The organism is Thermus thermamylovorans (assembly GCF_004307015.1).
Classification (GTDB): Bacteria; Deinococcota; Deinococci; order Deinococcales; family Thermaceae; genus Thermus; species Thermus thermamylovorans.
Genome location: NZ_SIJL01000003.1, coordinates 120865 through 136201, shown reverse-complemented (window position 1 = coordinate 136201; position 15337 = coordinate 120865). Strand labels below are relative to the sequence as shown.

Genomic DNA, 15337 nt, shown 5'->3' with positions numbered 1-15337 from the left:
TAGACCCGTGCAGGCGGTGCGCCTCTTCCAGGGCTACCTCTGGCACCCCGAGGAGCTTCCCCTAGACCCCAAGGCCCTCCTGCCCGGGGAGGTGGGGGGGGCAAGGCTTTTGCTGGACCGGGTGCCGCCCCCTACCTCCTTCTTCGAGGACGGCACCCCCACCGCGGGCCAACGCTTCTACCAGCTCACCCTCCTCCTCCTCACCGAGGAGTCCCCGGAGGCGCTCAAGCCGGTGGCGGAGGCGGTGGCCCCGGTGCTCCAGGGGCTGCTGGAGGCCCTGCCCCCCGGGGTGGGCTGGCTCCTGCTGGAGGACCTCCGCCCCCTCTAGGCCCCTCAGCGCTTCCGGAGCAGGAAGGCCAGCAGGAGGGAGACGCCCCCCAGGGCGAAGGCCAGGAGGCTTTCCGGCCTCCAGGCGAAGCCCTGGGGGCGGAGGGGCGGAAGGAGGCCGCTCTCGTAGGCCCGCACCTGCGCCCGGGGGTCCTCCGCCAGGAGGTCCACCAGGGGGGGGCTTCCCGGGGGAGCCCCCAGGGTCCAGGGCCCCCCCTCGGGGGTGGTGGGGCGGAGGTACCAGGGGGCAAAGGGGTCGAAGAGGCCCACACCCCCGTAGTAGCCGTACGCCTCCGGGGGGAGCCCGGTGTCCAGGACCACCCACTCCCCCTCCCGCCAGGCCCGCACGGGGGTCCGCTCCCCCTCAGGGGTTCTTCCCTCCGCCCCGAAGCCGGTGAGGACGAAGGCCAGGTTCCAGCCCTCCCCCGGGGGGGTGCGCAGCCCGGGGACCAGCACCTCCTCCCCCCCCTCCTCCGTGTCCAGCCAGAGGACCACCGTGGCCAGGCTGAAGCCCAGGGGGCCTCCCAGGGGGTTGGGGTAGCGGGCCAGGCGCACCCGGAGGTGGAGTCTCCCCTCCCGGGCCTCCCCCGCCAGGGCCAGGAGGTCGGCGTAGCCTTCCCCCGCCTCCCGGAAGAGGGCCGCCCGGGGGTAGAGGTAGGCGAGGCCCTGGTCGTCGCCCAAGGGGTCCTGGAAGAGAAAGAGCACGGCCACCTTTATACCAGCCCGAGGAGGGCCCGCACCAGCTTGGCCGGGTCGTGCTGGGCCAAGGGGCCCTCCTCCCGGAAATCCCCGGTGATCACCCGCACCCCGTCCACGGCGAAGGGCCTGGGGTCGAAGGGGACGGGGAAGCGCTCCTCCTCCGCGTAGCGCCGGAGCACCCCCTCCGGGATGGGGGCGGTGTGCACCAGGACCACCTCGGGCCTCCGGCCCAGGTGGTAGGCGATGGCCTTGTAGTGGTCGTAGGCTGTGTACCCGTCCGTCTCCCCCGGCTCGGTCATCAGGTTCACCACGTAGGCCAGGGGGGCGGGGGCCTGGGCCAGGGCCTCCCTGAGGGGGCCGGGCAGGAAGCTGGGGAGGATGCTGGTGTACAGGCTCCCCGGCCCCAGGACCAGGAGGTGGGCCCGGCGGATGGCCGCCAGGGCTTCGGCCATCACCTCCTCGGGTTCGGGGACCAGGAAAACCTCCCGGATACGCCCCCGCCTTGCGCGGATGGCCACCTCGCCCACCGCCTCCGAGCCGTCTTGGAAGCGGGCCCCAAGCCGCACCGCCTCCGGGGTAGCGGGGAGGACCTGGCCCCGCAGGTTCAGGATGGCGTTGGCCTCGAGGATGGCCTCGGCAAACCCCCCAGCGGCCTGGTTGAGGGTCACCAGGAGGAGGTTGCCGAAGGTGTGCCCCGCCATCTCTCCCCGGTCGAAGCGGTGGTCCAGGAGGTGGGAGAGGGCGGGGCGCTCGGAAAGCGCCCCCAGGCAGTCCACCAGGTCCCCCACCGCGGGGAGGCCGTAGGCGAGCCGGAGCCTGCCCGTGGAGCCTCCGTCGTCGGTCACCGCCACGATGGCGGTGGTGTTGGCGGTGTGCTCCTTGAGGCCCCGGAGCACCCGGGAAAGCCCCGTGCCCCCGCCGAAGGCCACCACCTTGGGGCCCTGCTCCAGCCGCCTGCGCACGTAGACCCTTTCCGGCACCTCCTCGGGCTCGGTGAAGGCGGAGAGCATGCTGCGGTTCATGGCCCGCACCCCCCCCACCAGGAGGAGGAGGCCCAGGAGGGCCGCCCCCCAGGCCCAGGGCTCCGGGGGTGGGGGAGGGAGGAAGCGGGCGAGGCCGTAGGCCAGGAGGCCTGCCCCCAGGCCCGCCAAGGCGGCGTAGCGCTTCACCCGCATCCCCGGGTAGAGCCAGCGAAGGGGGGGGAAGCGCCGGGCAAGCCCTTTGGCTACCCGGTACAATCCCTGGTGCTTACTCCTCCTTGTCCACATCCCGGTGGCTCACCTCCACCCGGAAGCGGCCTGCAAGCTCCTCGGCGAGCCTTTCTGCCGCGGCCACGCTCCGGTGCCTTCCCCCGGTGCACCCGATGGCGGCGGTGTAGAAGGCCCTGCCCTCCTTTCTGGCCCCTTCCGCCGCCAGCCCCACCACGCTCAAAAGGGCCCGGTAGTAGGGCTCCACCTCCTCCCGGAAGACGTAGGCCTTCACCTCTGGGTCCAGCCCGGTCCTGGGCTTGAGGGCGGGGTCGTAGTGGGGGTTGGGCAAGGGGCGCACGTCCAGGACCAGATCGGCCTCCTGGGGCGGGCCCCACTTGAAGCCGAAGGAGAGGAGGCGGAGGAGAAACCCCGCTTCCTCCCCCAAAAAGCGGCTGAGGGCCTCCTTTAGCGCCCTCGGGGAGAGCTCCGAGGTGTCCAGGACCAGGTGGGCCCTGGCCCTTAGGGGCCCCAGGATGCGGCGCTCCTCACCGATCTCCCGCAGGAGGTTCCCCGCCCCCAGGGGGTGGACCCTGCGGGTCAGGTTGTAGCGGCGGAGGAGGACCTCGGGGCGGGCCTCGAGGTAGACCACCGTGGGCCCGAGTTCGTCGAGAACCGATTCCAGATCGCCCAGGAAGGCCAGGGCCCGGGCGTCCAGCACCACCCCCGCCCGCTTCACGCCCCGGCCTTCCAGCTCCTGCAGGAGGGGCTTCCAGAGGCCTGGGGGAAGGTTGTCCACCATGAAGTAGCCCAGGTCCTCCAGGAAGCCCTTGGCCGTGGTCTTGCCCGCCCCGGAGAGCCCGGAAAGCACCAAAAAGCGCATCCCCTTGACTATACCCGCCTCCTTAGCCACAGGTTGAAGAGGGCCAGGAGGAAAAGCCCAGGAAGCCCCACCACCCCGATGAGGAGGTCGTGGGTGCGCTCCACCAGGAGCAGGGAAAGGGCCGCCACCGCGTTCAGGGTGCCGTGGAGGAGGGCTGCGGCCAGCAGCGAGCCCCCCTTCTCCCGCACGTAGAGGAGGACGGGGGTGAGGAGGAGGGTGAAGAGGACCATCATGGGCACCCCCAAGAGGGGCTCATGGGGGTAGTTGTGGCCGGAGAGGACCAAGGGAGCGTGCCAAAGCCCCCAGTAAAAGCCGATCTCCAGGCTGGCGGGCCAGAAGCCCCGCTCCCGAAGCCTTTCCCAGAGGTACCCCCGCCACATGAGCTCTTCCCCCAAGGCGGCCACCAGGTTCACCGTGGCCCCCGCCAGGAGGCCCGTGAGGAGGAGGATGAGGGGAAGGAGGCGGAAAAAGCCCTGGAGCAGGGCGAGGTCCTCCGGGGGAATCCCCTCGTAAAGGGCGGCGAAGCCCCGCCAGGGGGCGAAGGGCAGGCTCAAGGGGAGGGAGAGCAGGGTGAGGGCCACGGGGAAGAGCCAGGCAAAGAGCCAGAAGCGGTTGGGCCGCAAAGCCAGGGGAAGGCGCACCCCTTCCTTGCGGGCGAAGTAGAGGGCCACCAGGCCGGGGATCCACATGTAGAGGAAGCCGAAGGCCGTGAGGAGGAGGGCGGTTTCGGGGTTCGCCTCTTCTGGGGCAGGGTTCCAGCGCCCGCCCAGGAGGTAAAAGAGCAGGTAAACCCCCCACGAAAGGCCGAAGGTCCAGTAAAGGGCACTCATCGTCTCCCGTCCGGGGCCATTCCCGCCGCCTTGGCCCGCACCCCCACCTCATCATAAGTACCCGCACGCAAAGGCTGCCCCACCGACCAAAGCCAAAGCGGCGTGCTCAAGGCCCCTTTGGGGCCCCGTCGTGGCCCAGGCCACGACGGGGTACTTAGTCCCGGACCCGGTCAGGGCCCATAATGGTCCTGATGAAGGCCATGACCTTCTGGGTCAAGCCGCAAAGCTCCCTCGAGGCCCTGCCCGAGGCCAGGGACCTGGTCCAGGACCTCCTGGAGCTCTTTTATGAGTATTTCCCCGAGTACGAGGGGTGCCTGGGCTTCTCCCAGTCCCCCAGAAGGCCGCGCTACCTCTTCCTCTACATGGAAGGCCCCTGCGGCGGGCTTCTGCCCTCGGCGGCGCTCTTTCTAAAGGACCTCTTGGAAACCGCCTTCCCCGGGGCCGAGGTGCGGGTCTACGGCAAGCCCTGGCCCTAGCGGCGTTTCTTCACCAACCATTCCTCCTCCCGCACCCCTTGGCGGGCGTTCACCACCCGGGCCAGGACGAAGAGGAGGTCGGAAAGGCGGTTTAGGTAGCGGATGGCCTCGGGGTTCACGGGCTCTTCCCGGCTCAGGGCCACCACCTTGCGCTCCGCCCGGCGCACCACGGTGCGGGCCAGGTGCAAGGCCGCCGCCGCCGGGTGCCCCCCGGGCAGGACGAAGCCGCGGAAGGGGGGGCTTTCCTCCATGTAGCGGTCAATGGCCCGCTCCAGGCCTTCCACGTCCTCGGCGTCCATGCGGGCGATGTTCCGCTCGTAGGGGCTTCCCATGCGGGTGGCCAGGTCGGCCCCCAGGTCAAAGAGGGCGTTTTGGATGCGCTCCAAGAGGTCCTGGAGATCCAGGTGCTCCTTGGGCAGGAGGCTCCGGGCCAGGCCGATGGCGGAGTTGGCCTCGTCCACGGTGCCGTAGGCCTCCACTCGGGGGTGGGCCTTCACCACCCGCTCGGCCCCGTAGAGGCCGGTTTCCCCCGCGTCCCCCGTCTTGGTGTAGATCTTCATGGCCCCTATTCTAGGGGGCCGCCTTCCCGCACAAGGGGAGGGGGATTACCCGAAAAGCGGGTGCGGGGAGAGGGGACCTGCCCGCCGGGACAGCAGCGGGGCCGCAAAAGGGCGCTTCCGGGGTTGCTACCGGCCCCGGAAGCTTTGCCTTCTGGACTTGGCGGGCCCGAGAGGATTCGAACCCCTGACCTGCTGATCCGTAGTCAGCCGCTCTATCCAACTGAGCTACGGGCCCAAGCCGACCCTCAAGGTAGCACGGGAAAGCCCCCCTTGTCAATAATGGGCAAGGTGCGGGAGCGGCGTCTGGAAGGCCATATCCTTAGCCTGCTTCAGGAGGCGCTTTCCCTGGAGGAGCTCCACGCCCGCCTGCAACCCCTTTACCCGGGCCTCAGAAAGGCCACCCTCTTCGCCCTCCTGGTGCGGCTCAGGCGGGAGGGGAAGGTGGCCTTCCGGGAGGGGCGCTTCCTAGCGGGCAAACCGCAGGACGCGGACCTCTAGCCCGTCGGAAACCTGGACTTCCCACTCGCGGCCAGGAGGAAGGCCCTCGAGGGCAAAGGGCGCCTCCCCCGCCCGGTGCCAGAGGCCCAGGGTGGTGCGGGAGCCGTCTTCGGCCACGTGGAAGAGGGAGAAGAAGGGGTAGCCCTGGACGCGCGCGCGGAGCCAGCCCTCATCCTCCCGCAGGTTCACTTGGGACGCGGCTTGGGGGAGCAGGGGGCGGTGGCTTCGTAGAGCAAGGTGGCGCCCAGGTAGAGCCTCACTTATAGAGTGGCCGGTTGGGGGAGATTGGTTGACAGGAAGCCGGCAAGACCAGGGTTAATGCGAAAAGGCTGGCTGTTCGGGCTATCCCTCCCACCCCAGCCCGCTCCCTCGGGGGTGCGGATGAGAGGTGCTATCCTGGGCCTTAATGCGGCCCGGGCTTGCGGCGAGGAGGCTGGTCCTGAAGGTGGGGAGCGCGGTCTTGGCGGGGCCTTCCGGCCTGGACCTGCCCGCCATGGGGGAGATCGCCCGCCAGGTGCTGGCCCTGCGGGAGGAGGGGCGGGAGGTGGTCCTGGTCTCCTCCGGGGCGGTGGCGGCGGGGATGGCGGCTTTGGGCCTTCCCCGGCCCCAGGACATGCCCGCCAAGCAGGCCCTGGCGGCGGTGGGCCAGCCCCTCCTCATGGCCGCTTGGCGGGAGGTCTTCGCCCCCACCCCCGTGGCCCAGGTCCTCCTCACCGCCGAGGACCTGGCCTCCCGGGAGCGCTACCTCAACGCCAAGGCCACCCTGCAGGCCCTTTTGCGCCTCGAGGCCCTCCCCATCATCAACGAGAACGACACCGTGGCCTTCCAGGAGATCCGCTTCGGGGACAACGACCAGCTCTCCGCCCGGGTGGCGGCCCTGGTGGAGGCGGGGCTTTTGCTCCTCCTTTCCGACGTGGACGCCCTTTACGAGGAAGACCCCAAGCGGAACCCCACGGCCCGGCCCATCCTCGAGGTGGAGCGGGTGGAGGCGGTCTTGGGCCACGCGGGGGAGGGGAACCCCTTGGGGAGCGGGGGGATGCGCTCCAAGCTCCTGGCGGCCCGGATCGCCGGCCGGGTGGGCATCCCCACCCTGCTCCTTCCCGGGAGGCGGCCTGGGGCGGTGCTGGAGGCCCTCAAGGGCGCCCCCCTCGGCACCTACTTCCACGCCAGGAGGCGGTACCGGGGGGAGAGGGCCTGGCTCTATGGCCTGCTCCGGCCCAAGGGGGAGCTCGTTCTGGACGCGGGGGCGGTGCGGGCCCTGAAGGAGCGGGGGGCAAGCCTCCTGCCCGCGGGGGTGAAGGCGGTGCGGGGGCGGTTCGGCCGGGGAGAGGCGGTGCGCCTCCTCTCGGAGGCGGGGGAGGAGGTGGGGGTGGGCCTTGCCAACTACGCCGCCGAGGAGATCGAGCGCATCCGGGGGCACAGGAGCGCCGAGATCGAGGCCCTTTTGGGCTACCGCTACACCGAGGAGGTGGTCCACCGGGACCACCTGGTCCTGAAGGAGGAAGCATGAGGGTTGAGGATCTTGAGGCTACCCTGAGGGGCATGGCGGAGGCGGCCCGGGCCAGGCTCCCCGCCCTCGCCAAGGGGAACCGGGATGCGGCCCTCCTGGCCATGGCCCAGCTTTTGCAGGCGCGCTGGCAGGAGGTGCTGGAGGCGAACCGGGAAGACCTAAAGGAAGCGGAGGCCGCTGGGCTCCCCAAGGCCAAGCTGGACCGGCTCGCCCTGCGGGAAAAGGACCTCAAGGCCCTCACCGAGGGCCTTCGCCAGATCGCCGCCTTGCCGGACCCCTTGGGGCGGATCGAAGGGCTTAGCAAGAGGCCCAACGGCCTCCGGGTGGGCCGGATGCGGGTGCCCTTGGGCCTCATCGGCTTCGTCTACGAGGCCCGCCCCGGGGCCACGGTGGAGGCGGTCTCCGTGGCCCTGAAGGCGGGGAACGCCATGCTCTTAAGGGGCGGCAAGGAGGCCTTCCGCTCCAACCAGGCCCTGGTTTCCCTGTGGCATCGGGCCTTGAGGGAGGCCGGGCTTCCTGTGGAGGCGGTGAGCCTGGTGCCCACCACGGACCGGGAGGCCATCCTGGCCCTGTGCCGCCTGGAGCTATTGGACCTCCTCATCCCCCGGGGGGGGGAGGAGCTCATCCGCCTGGTGCAACGGGAGGCCCGGGTGCCGGTTTTGGCCCACGCCAAGGGGGTGAACCACCTCTACGTGGACGAGCGGGCGGATCTTTCCATGGCCCTCCGCCTGGCCCTGAACGGCAAGACCCAGCGGCCTGCGGTGTGCAACGCCCTCGAGGCCGTCCTGGTCCACGAGGGGGTGGCCGAAGCCTTCCTTCCCCTGCTGGAAAGGGCCATGCGGGAGCGGGGGGTGGAGCTCAGGGCCTGCCCCAAGGCCCTTGCCCTCCTAAAGGAGGCCGTCCCCGCCTCCGAGGAGGAGTGGGACCGGGAGTACTTGGACCTGATCCTCCGGGTGAAGGTGGTCTCGGGGCTGGAGGAGGCCCTGGCCCACATCGCCCGCTTCGGCTCCCGCCACACCGAGGCCGTCTGCACCGAGGACCCCCGGGTGGCCTGGCGCTTTTTGGAGGAGGTGGACGCGAGCCTCGTCCTCTGGAACGCCTCCACGCGCTTCAACGACGGCTTCCAGCTGGGCCTGGGGGCGGAGATCGGCATCAGCACCTCCAAGCTCCACGCCTACGGCCCCATGGGGCCCCTGGAGCTCACCACCAGCAAGTGGGTGGCCCTGGGGGAGGGGCAGGAGCGGGCGTAGGGTGCTGCGAAGGCTCCTCGCCCTCTACCAAGAGGCCCACGTTCCCTTCTTCGCCGCCGCCCTGGCCTACTACGCCCTCCTTTCCCTCATGCCCCTCCTCTTCCTCCTGGTGGGGGTCTTCGGCCTCCTCCTCTCGGGAAGCCCCTCCTTGCGGGCGGAGTTCCTGGAGGGGGTGGCGGCCTTGGCGCAAAGCCTCTTCCCGGCCAGGCCCGAGCTGGCGGAAGACCTCCTCCGCTTCCTCACCCGGAGCGCCTTCCCCCTGACCCTGGCCAGCGGGCTTCTCCTGCTCTGGTCGGGGAGCAACTTCTTTGCCGCCCTGAGCTACGCCCTGGGGCTTATCTTCGGCAGCCCCCCCGGGCTTCGCCACCGGCTTTTGGGCCTGGTCATGCCCTTTCTGCTGGGCCTGGGCCTCATCCTCCTCGCCCTCTTCGGCCTGGCCGTGGGCTTCCTCCTCCGCTTCCTGCCCCCGGAGTGGCGGGGGGTTTGGGGGCCTTTCCAGGCCCTTTTTCCCCTGGTGGCCGCCTTCTCCCTCTTCCTCTTCACCTACGCCTTCTTCCGGGGGCTTAGGGGCTTCCGCGAGCTTCTCCCTTTGAGCGTGGGGGCAGGGGCCGCCACCCTCCTCTTCGAGGCGGTGCGGCTGGGCCTTCCCCGGCTCCTCCCCCGCTCCCAGTACGAGCTCCTCTACGGCCCCTTGGCGGGCTTCGTCCTGGCCCTCATCGGGCTTTACCTGGTCCTCTGGGTCTTCCTCCTGGGGGCCCTCCTCGCCCGGGCGCTGGAAGAGGCCTAAGGGATTTTGGCGGGGGAGTATGATGGTCCTATGCGCCGGGCCAGGCTAACCCCCTAGGGCGGGAAGGGGCCTGGCCGTCCCTTCCCCCTTGGGGAAGGGCTTTTTTGAGGGAGGCTAGACGCATGGAGAAGTACAACCCTCACGCCATAGAGCCCAAGTGGCAGCGCTTCTGGAAGGAAAAGGGCTTCATGCGGGCCAAGGAGGCGCCCGGGAAGCGGGGCAAGCAGTACGTGCTGGTCATGTTCCCCTACCCCTCTGGGGACCTGCACATGGGCCACCTGAAGAACTACACCATGGGGGACGTCCTGGCCCGCTTCCGCCGGGTGCAGGGCTATGAGGTCCTCCACCCCATGGGCTGGGACGCCTTCGGCCTGCCCGCGGAGAACGCCGCCCTTAAGTTCGGCCTCCACCCCCGGGACTGGACCTACCAAAACATCCGCCAGGCCAAGGAGAGCCTCGAGCTCATGGGCATCCTCTACGACTGGGACCGGGAGGTGACCACCTGCGAGCCCGACTACTACCGCTGGAACCAGTGGATTTTCATAAAAATGTGGGAAAAGGGCCTGGCCTACCGGGCGGGGGGGCTGGTGAACTGGTGCCCCAAGTGCCAGACCGTTTTGGCCAACGAGCAGGTGGTGGAGGGCCGCTGCTGGCGCCACGAGGACACCCCGGTGGAGAAGCGGGAGCTGGAGCAATGGTACCTGCGCATCACCGCTTATGCCGATAGGCTCCTGGAGGACCTCGAGGGCCTCCGGTGGCCCGAGAAGGTGAAGGCCATGCAAAGGGCCTGGATCGGCCGCTCCCAGGGGGCGGAGATCCACTTCCCCGTGGAGGGCTCCGAGGAAAGGATCACCGTCTTCACCACCCGGCCCGACACCCTTTTCGGGGCCACCTTCCTGGTCCTGGCCCCGGAGCACCCCTTGACCCTCAAGCTGGCTTCCCCGGAGAGGCGGGCCGAGGTGGAGGCCTACGTGGAGGCTGCCCGGCGCAAGACGGAGATCGAGCGCCAGGCGGAGGGCCGGGAGAAGACCGGGGTCTTCCTGGGGGCCTACGCCCAAAACCCCGCCACCGGGGAGCGGATCCCCATCTGGACCGCGGACTACGTGCTCTATGGCTACGGCACCGGGGCCATCATGGGGGTGCCCGGCCACGACGCGAGGGACTTTGAGTTCGCCAAGAAGTTTGGCCTGCCCATCCGCAAGGTGATCGAGCGCCCGGGAAAGCCCCTGCCCGAGCCCCTCGAGGCCGCCTACGAGGAGCCTGGGGTCATGGTGAACTCCGGGCCCTTTGACGGCACGGAAAGCGAGGAAGGCAAGAAGAAGGTGATCGCCTGGCTGGAGGAGAGGGGCCTGGGGAGGGCCAGGGTCACCTACCGCCTCCGGGACTGGCTCATCAGCCGCCAGCGCTACTGGGGTACCCCCATCCCCATGGTCCACTGCGAGGCCTGCGGGGTGGTGCCGGTGCCCGAGGAGGAGCTTCCCGTCCTCCTCCCCGACCTCAAGGACGTGGAGGACATCCGCCCCAAGGGGAAAAGCCCCCTGGAGGCCCACCCCGAGTTCTACGAGACCACCTGCCCCAAGTGCGGCGGCCCCGCCCGGCGGGACACCGACACCATGGACACCTTCTTCGACTCCAGCTGGTACTACCTGCGCTACGCCGATCCCAAGAACGAGGGGCTCCCCTTTGACCCGGAGAGGGCGAACTTCTGGATGCCCGTGGACCAGTACATCGGCGGGGTGGAGCACGCGGTGCTTCACCTCCTCTACAGCCGCTTCTTCACCAAGTTCCTCCACGACCTGGGGATGGTGGAGGTGGAAGAGCCCTTCACGGGCCTCTTCACCCAGGGCATGGTCCTGGCCTGGACGGACTATGGCCCTGTGGCGGTGGAAGGGGAGGTGGTGCGCCTGCCCGAGGCCACCCGCATCCGCCTGGAGATCCAGGAGAAGGAGCTTTCCCTGGAGGAGGTGCGGAAGATGGGGGCGGAGCTAAGGCCCCACGAGGACGGCACCCTGCACCTCTGGAAGCCCGCGGTGATGAGCAAGTCCAAGGGCAACGGGGTGATGGTGGGGCCCTTCGTGAAGGAGGAAGGGGCGGACATCGCCCGCATCACCATCCTCTTCGCCGCGCCCCCCGAAAACGAGATGGTCTGGACGGAGGAAGGGGTACAGGGGGCCTGGCGCTTCCTGAACCGCGTTTGGCGCCGGGTGGCCGAGGACAAGGAGGCCCTCCTCTCGGTAAGCGGGAAGTTCCAGGCGGAGGCCCTGGGGGGGGCGGACCGGGAGCTTTACCAGAAGCTCCACGCCACCTTGAAGAAGGTGACGGAGGACCTGGAGCACTTGCGCTTCAACACCGCCATCGCCGCCCTCATGGAGTTCCTGAACGCCCTCTACGACTACCGCAAGGAGCGCCCGGTGACCCCGGTGTACCGCACCGCCATCCGCTACTACCTGCAGATGCTCTTCCCCTTCGCCCCCCACCTGGCCGAGGAGCTATGGCACTGGTTCTGGCCGGATAGCCTCTTCGAAGCGGGCTGGCCCGAGCTGGACGAGAAGGCTTTGGAGCGGGACGTGGTGGAGGTGGCGGTGCAGGTGAACGGGAGGGTGCGGGGAACCATCCGGATTCCCAAGGACGCCCCCCTGGAGGTGGCCCTGGCGGAGGCCAGGAAGGTGCGGAACGTCCAGACCCACCTGGAGGGCAAGGAGATCGTGAAGGAGATCTACGTGCCCGGCAGGATCCTGAACCTGGTGGTGCGCTAAGGAGCCTCCCCGGCGCCGGGGAGGGTAGCCGGGGCGAAGGGGGAAAGGAGGCGGGTGGGCACCACCTTGGCCACCTCCCCCGAGGCGGGGGTGAGGAAGAGGCCCTCCCCCGCTTCCCAGGCGAGAAGCCTCCCGTAGCCCAGGAGGAAGCCCTGCCCGTCCAAAAGGCCGTAGAGCCTCCCGGCCTCCCCCTGGCCCTCCAGGGGCAGGGACCGGGGCCTGGCCTCCTGGAAGTGGGCGAGAAGCCTCGCTAGGCGGTTTTGCCTCCTTTCCGCCGGGGTTTTCCTCCGGGCCCCGGGGAGGGGCGGGGCCAGGCGAACCCTCAGGTCCTTGCGCCAGGCCAGGGCCCGGTAGAGCCCCTCCGCCCCCAGGACCAGGACCTCCGCGGGCACCAGGGCCTCCGCCTGGAGAAGGCGGAACCCGGGGTGGAGGAGGCCGTCGGTGTCGGCCACCGCAGGGCTTCCCGGGGGGATGAGGCGGGCCAGGCGCAAGGCCCCCACCACCGCCCGGGCCTCGAGGCCTGCCGGGGAAAGGCTTCCCAGAAGGTAGCGGCGTAGGGGGGTGAGGGTGCCTTCCCGGTAGCGGAAGAGGGTGAAGGCTCCCGGCAACGCCCCCTGCCCCGGGTCCAGGTCCAGGAGGTAGGCCTCCCCGGCCTTCTCCAGGAGCCTTTGGGCCAGGGTGGACTTGCCCACGTCCGTGGGGCCCACCAGGAGGAGCACGCCCCTGACTCTACCACGGCCCTGTAGCCTGACGCCTTTTTGCCAGAAAGCATAAAAGTGTTATACTGATCCCACCATGGGCCTCTGGTTTGAGGAAAGCAGCGAGGAGCGGGCGGTCTTGGGGCCCTTCCGCGAGTTTCTCAAGGCGGAGGTGGCCCCAGGGGCGGCGGAGAGGGACCGCACCGGGGCCTTCCCCTGGGACCTGGTGCGGAAGCTGGCCCAGTTCGGCGTCTTCGGGGCCACGGTGCCCGAGGCCTACGGGGGGGCGGGGCTAACCAGCCGGCTTTTTGCCCGCATGGTGGAGGAGGTGGCCTACTACGATGGGGCCTTGGCCCTCACCGTGGCCAGCCACAACTCCTTGGCCACGGGGCACATCCTCCTGGCGGGGAACGAAAGGCAGAAGGAGGCCTTCCTGCCCAAGCTGGCCTCGGGGGAGCTTTTGGGGGCCTGGGGGCTCACGGAGCCGGGGTCGGGCTCGGACGCCGCCGCCCTCAAGACTAAGGCGGAGGCGGTGCCAGGGGGGTGGCTCCTGAACGGCACCAAGCAGTTCATCACCCAGGGGAGCGTGGCCGGGGTTTATGTGATCGTGGCCCGCACCGACCCCGCCCCAAGCCCGGAGAGGAAGCACCTGGGCCTCTCCGCCTTCGCCTTCTTCCGCCCCGAGCGGGGCCTTAGGGTGGGCCGCAAGGAGGAGAAGCTGGGCCTCGCCGCCTCCGACACCGCCCAGCTCCTCCTCGAGGACCTCTTCGTGCCCGAGGAGGGCCTTCTGGGGGAGCGGGGCAAGGGGTTTTACGACGTCTTGAGGGTGCTGGACGGGGGCCGGATCGGCATCGCCGCCATGGCGGTGGGCCTGGGACGGGCGGCCTTGGACCACGCCCTGCGCTACGCCAAGGAGCGGGAGGCCTTTGGCAGGCCCATCGCCGAGTACCAGGGGGTCGCTTTCAAGCTGGCGGAGGCGGCCACGGAGCTGGAGGCGGCGAGGCTTCTTTACCTGAAGGCGGCGGAGCTTCGGGATGCGGGAAGGCCCTATACCCTCGAGGCCGCCCAGGCCAAGCTCTTCGCCAGCGAGGTGGCGGTGAAGGCCTGCGACGAGGCCATCCAGGTCCTGGGGGGGTACGGCTACGTGAAGGACTACCCGGTGGAGCGCTACTGGCGGGATGCCCGCCTCACCCGCATCGGGGAGGGGACGAGCGAGATCCTGAAGCTGGTCATCGCCCGGCGTCTTCTAGAAGCGGTGTGAAGGTGAGGGGCGCGGGGGTCTTGAGGGCCAGCTGGCCGCAGGCCGCCCCCACGTCCCGCCCCCGGCTCCAGCGGATGGAGGTGGGCACCCCGAGGCGCCTCAGCGTCTCGGCGAAGGCCAGGATGCCCGCCTTGGGGGTGCCTTCCACGGGAGCGCCTTCCCAGGGGTTAAAGGGAATCAGGTTCACGTGGGCGCTTAGGCCCTTGAGGAGCCCGGCCAAAAGCCTGGCCTGCCAGGGGTGGTCGTTCAGGCCCTTGAGGAGGGTGTACTCAAAGGTGACCCGCCTTTTGGTCCTGGCGTAGTAGTGGCGCACCGCCTCGAGGATCTCCGCCACGGGGTAGCGCTCTGCGGTGGGGATGATCTTTTTGCGGGTTTCGTCGTCGGGGGCGTGGAGGGAGAGGGCGAGCCGCACCCCCAGGTCCTCCTCCGCCAGGCGGTAGATCCCCTTGGGGATGCCCACCGTGGAGAGGGTGATGCGCCTGGGGCTCATGGCCAGGCCCTTGGGATGGAGCATGGTGCGGATGGCCTTAAGCACGTTACCCAGGTTCAAAAGGGGCTCCCCCATGCCCATGAGGACCACGTTGCGGATCTCCCTGGGGGAGAGGCCCTGGTGGTGGGCGATGGCCAGGATCTGGGCGAGGATCTCCGCCGCGGTGAGGTTGCGGCCGAAGCCCAAGGCTCCCGTGGCGCAGAAGGTGCACCCGGCGGGGCAGCCCACCATGCTGGAGAGGCAGACGGTCTTGCGGTTAGGGTAGGGCATGTAGACCGCCTCGGTCCTCTGGCCGTCCAGGAGGGTGAAGAGGTACTTGACGCTGCCGTCGCGGCTGGGGTAGGCCTCCACCAGGGTGAACTCGGAGATGCGCCACTCCTTGCCCAGGGCCTCCCTCAGGCCCTTGGGCAGGTCGGTCATCTCCGCAAAGTCCAAGGCCCCCCGGGCGTAGAGCCAGTGGGCGATCTGGGCCTTGCGGTAGCCCTCGCCGGGGAGTTCTTCGGGTAGGAGTTCCAAGATGGGCCTCATGCCACGCCCTCGTAGAGGTCCGCGAGGCTAAGCCTTCCCCCCAAGCAGGGCAGGGCGAAGCTTTCCTCCAGGGGTTCTTCCACGAAGCCCTCTGCCGTCTTGCGGTACAGGGTGCCGCCCCGCCCCTCGCTTTCCAGGAGGAGGTAGCCCTCGAGGCTCGGCAGGCGCAGGTAGCGGGCCAGCTTCTCCCGCCGGTCCTGGGCCTCGGTGCTCGGGGAGAGCACCTCCACCACCAAACAGGGGGCGGTCTCGTAGAGGGGATGGGCCTTGGGGCCGCAGACCACCATGACATCCGGGTAGTAGAAGGTGTCCTCCGCGAGCCTGAGCTTCACGGTTTCGCTGTAGACCCGGCACCCCTTGGCCCGGGCCAGGGGCCTGAGGAGGGCCACCAGGTTGGTCACCAGGAGGTTGTGGTCCAGGCTGGCCCCGGCCATGGCGTAGGGAATGCCCCCCACCAGCTCGTGGCGCAGGGGGCTTTCCCCCTCCAGGGCCAGGTACTCCTCCTCCGTTAGGGGGCGCAGGGCCCGCTCGGTCATCCCCCCATTATAGCCCCCGCAGGGGCTTTGTGGGGGCTACCCCGGGCCCCGCCGCGGGGCG

General features: G+C 69.6%; 17 protein-coding genes and 1 tRNA gene. 8 read left to right on the top strand and 10 right to left on the bottom strand.

What is annotated here, in order from left to right; translation table 11 throughout:
- The first annotated feature begins 7 nt into the window (after positions 1-7).
- Positions 8-328: a DUF3208 domain-containing protein gene (locus ETP66_RS03720; protein WP_130840738.1), complete on the top strand. Its 321-nt coding sequence runs from the start codon at positions 8-10 to the stop codon at positions 326-328.
- 5 nt (positions 329-333) lie between these two features.
- Here the strand turns inward: ETP66_RS03720 and ETP66_RS03715 are convergent, their stop codons facing one another.
- The 4 genes from ETP66_RS03715 to ETP66_RS03700 form a co-directional block, all read right to left on the bottom strand.
- Entirely contained in the window at positions 334-1032 is a 699-nt protein-coding gene (locus ETP66_RS03715) for a glucodextranase DOMON-like domain-containing protein (RefSeq protein WP_130840736.1), read from the bottom strand.
- Positions 1033-1040: 8 nt separating this feature from the next.
- Complete coding sequence (locus ETP66_RS03710; protein WP_430731873.1) at positions 1041-2201, bottom strand: gluconeogenesis factor YvcK family protein; 1161 nt, start codon at positions 2199-2201, stop codon at positions 1041-1043.
- Between the two features lie 73 nt (positions 2202-2274).
- Positions 2275-3096, bottom strand: coding sequence for an RNase adapter RapZ (rapZ, locus tag ETP66_RS03705; RefSeq protein WP_130840732.1), 822 nt, complete (start codon positions 3094-3096; stop codon positions 2275-2277).
- A gap of 8 nt (positions 3097-3104) precedes the next feature.
- On the bottom strand, positions 3105-3926 hold the full coding sequence (locus ETP66_RS03700) for a CPBP family intramembrane glutamic endopeptidase (RefSeq protein ID WP_130840731.1): 822 nt from the start codon (positions 3924-3926) through the stop codon (positions 3105-3107).
- A gap of 191 nt (positions 3927-4117) precedes the next feature.
- On the opposite strand from ETP66_RS03700, the gene ETP66_RS03695 reads away from it, so the two are divergent.
- Positions 4118-4402, top strand: coding sequence for a hypothetical protein (locus ETP66_RS03695; protein ID WP_130840729.1), 285 nt, complete (start codon positions 4118-4120; stop codon positions 4400-4402).
- Here ETP66_RS03695 and ETP66_RS03690 read toward each other — a convergent pair.
- Positions 4399-4962, bottom strand: a complete 564-nt coding sequence (locus ETP66_RS03690) for a cob(I)yrinic acid a,c-diamide adenosyltransferase (RefSeq protein ID WP_130840727.1) — start codon at positions 4960-4962, stop codon at positions 4399-4401. The two genes, ETP66_RS03695 and ETP66_RS03690, sit on opposite strands and share 4 nt — an antisense overlap.
- Before the next feature lie 158 nt (positions 4963-5120).
- A tRNA-Arg gene (locus tag ETP66_RS03685) sits at positions 5121-5197 on the bottom strand.
- Positions 5198-5250: 53 nt separating this feature from the next.
- Between ETP66_RS03685 and ETP66_RS03680 the strand changes: the two genes are divergently transcribed.
- Complete coding sequence (locus tag ETP66_RS03680) at positions 5251-5460, top strand: hypothetical protein (RefSeq protein WP_130840725.1); 210 nt, start codon at positions 5251-5253, stop codon at positions 5458-5460.
- Here the strand turns inward: ETP66_RS03680 and ETP66_RS03675 are convergent.
- Positions 5428-5649, bottom strand: coding sequence for a hypothetical protein (locus tag ETP66_RS03675; RefSeq protein WP_130840723.1), 222 nt, complete (start codon positions 5647-5649; stop codon positions 5428-5430). The two genes, ETP66_RS03680 and ETP66_RS03675, sit on opposite strands and share 33 nt — an antisense overlap.
- Before the next feature lie 217 nt (positions 5650-5866).
- Between ETP66_RS03675 and proB the strand changes: the two genes are divergently transcribed.
- The 4 genes from proB (at position 5867) to leuS (ending at position 11763) form a co-directional block, all read left to right on the top strand.
- A complete protein-coding gene (gene proB, locus ETP66_RS03670) occupies positions 5867-6970 on the top strand; it encodes a glutamate 5-kinase (protein ID WP_130840722.1) in 1104 nt (367 codons plus the stop codon).
- Complete coding sequence (locus ETP66_RS03665; protein WP_130840720.1) at positions 6967-8220, top strand: glutamate-5-semialdehyde dehydrogenase; 1254 nt, start codon at positions 6967-6969, stop codon at positions 8218-8220. The genes proB and ETP66_RS03665 overlap by 4 nt, the downstream gene beginning before the upstream one ends.
- Before the next feature lies 1 nt (position 8221).
- Positions 8222-9007, top strand: coding sequence for a YhjD/YihY/BrkB family envelope integrity protein (locus tag ETP66_RS03660; protein WP_130840718.1), 786 nt, complete (start codon positions 8222-8224; stop codon positions 9005-9007).
- Positions 9008-9129: 122 nt separating this feature from the next.
- A complete protein-coding gene (gene leuS, locus ETP66_RS03655) occupies positions 9130-11763 on the top strand; it encodes a leucine--tRNA ligase (RefSeq protein WP_130840836.1) in 2634 nt (877 codons plus the stop codon).
- Here leuS and ETP66_RS03650 read toward each other — a convergent pair.
- Complete coding sequence (locus tag ETP66_RS03650) at positions 11760-12482, bottom strand: Clp1/GlmU family protein (protein ID WP_130840716.1); 723 nt, start codon at positions 12480-12482, stop codon at positions 11760-11762. The genes leuS and ETP66_RS03650 overlap by 4 nt on opposite strands.
- 76 nt (positions 12483-12558) lie before the next feature.
- Between ETP66_RS03650 and ETP66_RS03645 the strand changes: the two genes are divergently transcribed.
- Positions 12559-13722: an acyl-CoA dehydrogenase family protein gene (locus ETP66_RS03645; protein ID WP_130840714.1), complete on the top strand. Its 1164-nt coding sequence runs from the start codon at positions 12559-12561 to the stop codon at positions 13720-13722.
- Here ETP66_RS03645 and rlmN read toward each other — a convergent pair.
- Positions 13691-14740: a dual-specificity RNA methyltransferase RlmN gene (gene rlmN, locus ETP66_RS03640; protein ID WP_130840712.1), complete on the bottom strand. Its 1050-nt coding sequence runs from the start codon at positions 14738-14740 to the stop codon at positions 13691-13693. The genes ETP66_RS03645 and rlmN overlap by 32 nt on opposite strands.
- A complete protein-coding gene (locus ETP66_RS03635) occupies positions 14737-15276 on the bottom strand; it encodes a Uma2 family endonuclease (protein ID WP_130840710.1) in 540 nt (179 codons plus the stop codon). Before ETP66_RS03635 ends, rlmN begins: the two co-directional genes overlap by 4 nt.
- Positions 15277-15337 lie beyond the last annotated feature (61 nt).